This window comes from Cytophaga sp. (assembly GCF_051961495.1).
GTDB lineage: Bacteria > Bacteroidota > Bacteroidia > Cytophagales > Cytophagaceae > Cytophaga.
The window spans coordinates 1-5,631 of the sequence record NZ_JBQCDF010000083.1; the positions used below are offsets into that span (position 1 = coordinate 1).

Annotated in this window: 1 protein-coding gene; it reads left to right on the top strand. The window is 46.5% G+C overall.

Annotation, left to right across the window (positions count from 1 at the left end):
* Window positions 1-619 precede the first annotated feature (619 nt).
* Window positions 620-5,362, top strand: a complete 4,743-nt coding sequence (locus tag ACTHJT_RS03830) for an RCC1 domain-containing protein (protein ID WP_440236475.1) — start codon at window positions 620-622, stop codon at window positions 5,360-5,362.
* Window positions 5,363-5,631 lie beyond the last annotated feature (269 nt).

Sequence of the window (5,631 nt, forward strand, 5' to 3'; positions counted from 1 at the left end):
ATCAGGAGCGCAGGTGAGCATTATGTTATTTTAGCTACGAAGAAAATACCTAATGAATTTATTCTAATTGGATAGAGCGCACTGACTCCGGAGGAGTCACACCTGTATAGCAATAGCAGACCTCTCTCAACTACGACCCCATCGGGGTCGCACATTTTTAATCTCCGCCACATAAATGTGACGGCAATGAAAGCTGAGCAGTTCTTTGAATAAGAACCAATCAGCTTTTTATTGCCGTTGAGCTTTAGCCAACGGTTTTTATAGGCACAAGAAAAACCATGCGCCAGCTAAGCCAAACAAACCTTATAGGTTTTCTATCGGTAAGATCGGTTCTTTATAATACAGTTGCTGTTTCATAACATTGCTACTTACCTTTACAAAACCTATAAGGTTTCGTAACAACAAACAGTTGTGTCAGATCATTTATCATATTGAACGATCCATTGAATAACTTGCATTTTGGATATTTCTCGATAAATATTTTTGGAAGCTTCCTGACTTTTATGTTATCTTCAAAACAAATTTCAACAGCTAAATAATTTTGTAACCGACTCATATTTTGTTGAGTCTTTCCAGCTTTATTTTCTTAAATCTTTCAAATTACATTTTCCCTTTCAGTATGAAACGCATTCTTTCTTTTTCTGTGCTGTATTTCTGTGTCCTATATATAGGACAGGCACAGGTGAGCCGGTCAAACACTAAAAAGTCTGTTCCCTACCGGGCCAATTACCAACGGATGTCGAGCAGCGGCAATTCGTATCACAATTTTGAAATCCGCAACGGCACGCTCTGGGGCTGGGGCCGCAATCTCTTTGGAGAAATCGGGGACGGCACAGCAGGAACACAGCGTAACAGTCCGGTGCAGATTGGTACCGATAACAAATGGGTAACGGTTGCAACCGGCGGTATGCATACACTTGCTCTGAAGGCTGATGGTACACTCTGGGCCTGGGGTTATAACGGCAACGGACAGCTGGGGAACGGAACCACGACCAATAAAACAACGCCCACGCAAGTTGGTACCGACACCAAATGGACATGTGTGGTGGCGGGCAGTCAATCCAGTCTGGCCTTAAAAGCCGACGGTACCTTGTGGGCCTGGGGCTACAATAACAGCGGACAAGTAGGCGATGGTACAACCGTAAATAAAACCGCACCGGTACAGATTGGTACAGATACTAAATGGACGAGCATCAGTGCCGGCAACAGCCATGCGCTGGCGCTTAAAGCCGACGGGACTTTGTGGGCCTGGGGTGCTAACAATGCCAACCAGTTAGGTGATGGTACTACAACCAACCGGCTTGCACCGGTGCAGATCGGGGCGGAGACAAAATGGACAAATATCTCTGCCGGGTATCAGTTTAACCTGGCATTGAAAGCCGATGGGACATTATGGTCCTGGGGCTATAATGCAAACGGGCAATTAGGTATTGGTTCTACAACCAGCCAGAGCGCACCGATCCAGGTGGGTACAGACAACAGCTGGGTTACCATCAGCGCCGGTGAAGCATTTGGTGCAGCATTAAAAGCAAACGGTACCTTCTGGACCTGGGGCACAAACGCCAATGGACAATTGGGCGATGGAACAACGGTCGGCAAAACAAGCCCGCTGCAAGTGGGAACCGATAATAAATGGGTGAGTGTATTTGCCGGTGCCGTACACACACTGGCACTCAAAGCGGATGGTACGCTCTGGACCTGGGGCGCCAATGCCAGCGGACAGATAGGAGATGGAACTACGGTACAGAAAACAAGCCCGGTACAGATCAAAGGAGCACCGGATGAATGGATTAGTATTTCTTCGCAGGAATATAATAATATTGGATTAAAAGCAAATGGCACAATCTGGACTTGGGGGCTTAATAACTTAGGGCAATTGGGAGATGGTACTATGATTGACAGATCTGTTCCGGTTCAGGTTGGATCGGATACAAAGTGGATAGCTATTATAACTGGAAGACAGCACATGTTGGGTCTTAAAGCAGATGGGACTTTATGGGCTTGGGGATTGAATTCTAGTGGAGAACTTGGAGATGGTACTAATATTGATAAGTATATCCCTGTACAGGTTGGAACTGATACAAATTGGCAAGGTATTTATGCTAGCTGGACTTTTACTATTACTCTTAAAGCAGATGGAACCTTATGGACTTGCGGTAATAATTTTTACGGGCAGCTGGGCTTAGGCAACACAATAAACAGGAATACTTTGGTTCAGGTTGGTACAGATAATACATGGGTAACTGCAGCATGTGGGTCTGGCCATGCACTTGGCATAAAGTCTAATGGTACGCTTTGGACATGGGGCAAAATGAATACGATGTCAGTTGATAATAATTTATCACCATCCTCAAGCATACCTGTTCAGAATGGAACAGATATAAAATGGACGAGTGTCAGTGCAGAACAATATTCTTCCACAGGTTTGCAGGCGGATGGGACTATATGGCAATGGGGATACCTGACACCGAGTTATAATAACGGCGCTTTTACGGTGAATCCTACACAAACAGGCACTGACCATGATTGGGTACGACATGCTCGGGGTGTTTCTTCTACCTCTATTGGTTTAAAATCAAATGGTACGCTTTGGTCCTGGGGAGGTAATGACTATGGACAATTTGGCAATGGTACTACACAAGGATCAGTAAATCCTTTGCAAATAGGTACAGAAAATGGATGGGTTCATATTGCTCAAGGAGGATTACATACACTCGGATTAAAATCTGACCGTAGTCAATACTGTACTACAGGACGTAATATTCACAGTGAATTAGGAGATGGTACTACAGTTGATAAAAGTAGCTTTGTTTGTAATACCAATACTTGCAATCCGGCCAATAGTGCTTTGAATGTTTCCGGGCCGTCTGCTGTATGTCCTTCAAGTAGCAATAACATTTTTACTGTAACCAATACATCTGCAGGAGCAACTTATACATGGACGGTACCAACAGGTGCAGTCATTGTATCCGGCCAGGGAACGGCTGCACTTACGGTCACCTGGGGTACAAGTGCTGGTAGTGTAACTGTTTTTGAAACCAATGGCTGCGGAACAGCATCCGGTGCAGCGGTGTCATTTTCTGTTGCCCTTTTACCGGTATCGAATAATACACTGGTGCTTGGCGGACCGGCTGCCGTTTGTCCTTCCTCTACAGGGAATATTTTCTCGGTCACGAATCCGGTCGCAGGTGCGACCTTTATCTGGAGTGTTCCAGCGGGTGCATCCATAACATCGGGCCAGGGTACGGCCAGCATTACGGTTACCTGGGGTACTACAGCAGGTACAGTGTCTGTCGCAGAAACTACCTGCGGTACCGGTACAGCATTTACAAAAGCTGTTGCGCTTTCTCCGGTACCAAACAATACGTTGACCCTAAGCGGGCCTACGACTGTATGTTCGTTAGCCAATTATACATTCACAGTAACAAACTCAACGGCCGGTGCTACCTACAACTGGTCCGTACCTTCCGGCTGCAGCATTCTATCAGGCCAGGGCACCAGCAGCATCAGTGTGGCATGGGGTACCGCAAACGGATCGGTAAGTGTTTCCGAAACCACCGTATGCGGTACCGGAACAGCAGTGAGTAAAACAGCTGTTGTTTCAGCCACTACTTATGCGCTGGGAAGTGTTGACGCTTTCTGCGGCAGTACCTTTGCTGTTCCTTTAAAAACAACAGGCGCAATCAGCAATGGCATCATCGGTCTGGACTTCGCGATCAATTACAACACAGCCGTCATGACTCCTACAGGCGCTGCTTATACCGGTCCGGTCGCTACTTCCTATGGCGGCTATTCGATCAATACCACTACACCGGGCAAAGTGTATATCAGTGTGTTTTTAAACAATGCACCCAACGGTACGTATTTCAGCGGCAACGGCGATGTAGCTTATGTGTATTTTCAGGTAAACGCAGGTGTCACTGCCGGTACGGCTTTTACGCTTTCCACAGACAACATCGAGGAAAGTACTCCCGTGAATACAAACAGCAAATGTCCGGCTGCAACGCTGAGCTCAACGGTAAAAAATGCGGTAGCCGGTACGCTTATTTATCGCAACACGCCTGCTGCTACTTTAAAATACGATCCGGCAAATCCGGCAGCGTATGTTGCATCCAGTGTCACAGCTGCAAATGCTTCATGTGTGCAAACATCAACCAGTGTCAGCCGTGCAGATCTTTCCGGAGTATTTAAATTCAGTCCCGGTAATGGTGCAAACATCATCATTCAGCGTGACATCAACGGTGATCTGAATACGCCTGTACTGAATTGTACCAATATACAGAGTGTGATCAACAGCATGGACCGCATCCAGGCAGCTGATATAGCGACCTACAAAACAACCAATGTTCCGATCTATACCTTACTTTCTGCTGATGTGAATCTGGATGGTAAAGTTACTGCGGGTGATGTATCGCTTATATCGTCCCGGAGTATCAATAATAACAACTGCGAGTTTCCGCAAAGTAATTACACCTGGAATGGTATGGCTTTGGTGCCTGCAACCAACTATGTAAAATCCCAGGACTGGCTGTTTGTGGACGATGCCACGCTGGCAAGCACTGCATTTACAACCGGCACCGGCAGGAATAATGTACCGAAAGTTCCTGCCTGTTTGCCTGCACCAACAGGTACAGCATCCTGCAGTCCGGCCTCAACAGCCACCTATCACGCGATCCTTTTAGGAGATGTGGATGGCAGCTGGACTAGCGCCAACGGTGCACAGCTGCGCACGGCTGCTGCAGATGATGCCATCATCGTGGATTTAAGCCAGGTGGATAAAAACATAAACGGCAATTATGTGGTGCCGGTATTCTGCCAGACTGCAGGTGCATTTTATGGCATGGACTTCAGCATGGATTATGCAGCTGATATTTCCGTGCAGCAGGTAAAGGCAAATACCATGCTTGCGAACGTGGGTACAGAATTCAATACCATCGGGCAGCAACGCGTAATGGTAACGTCCTATACACAGGATTCGATCTATACAACAATGCCTGTCGCCTATATAGAAGTAGCTGCTTCAGCTGCATTGACACCAAACAGTTTCAGCAATGCACAGGCATATCTGAATGGAAAACCTGCTGATCTGAAATTTACTTTTGACGGCGCGCCTGAAAAAAATACCGCTCATGCAGAGGTCTATCCGAATCCGTTCCGCACAGAATTCTTCATCTATGCGGCAGATACCGATCCGTTCGTACAGGTAAGCATATTTAATCTGAGCGGTACGCTCGTATATGAAAATGATAAAGTTCCGTCAAATGAAGCTTTCAGGCTTGACCAGCTGCAGGAAGCCGGTGTATACCTGGTGCGCATTACATGCAGCAACGGAACTGTCACCAAAAAGCTGATTAAATTTTAAGGATTCAGCATCTTCTGAAATAGTATTTCAAAAGAACCCCCAAAGAGCTGGTGTATTTAATGCATCAGCTCTTTTGTTTTACAAGCGTGCTGGATTGTGCCATCAGCGAACAAGTGGTTGGCAGTTTACGTGAACAATCGGTAGTTTGCAATATTGAATGCACAAGACGTAAACGTGCCCAACCACCGCAAAACATCCAGTTTAACCCCGGGTTTGGCACCGTTTAGGCCCCCGGAATTATGGTAATAAAGCAAGTAGGATACAGGGAG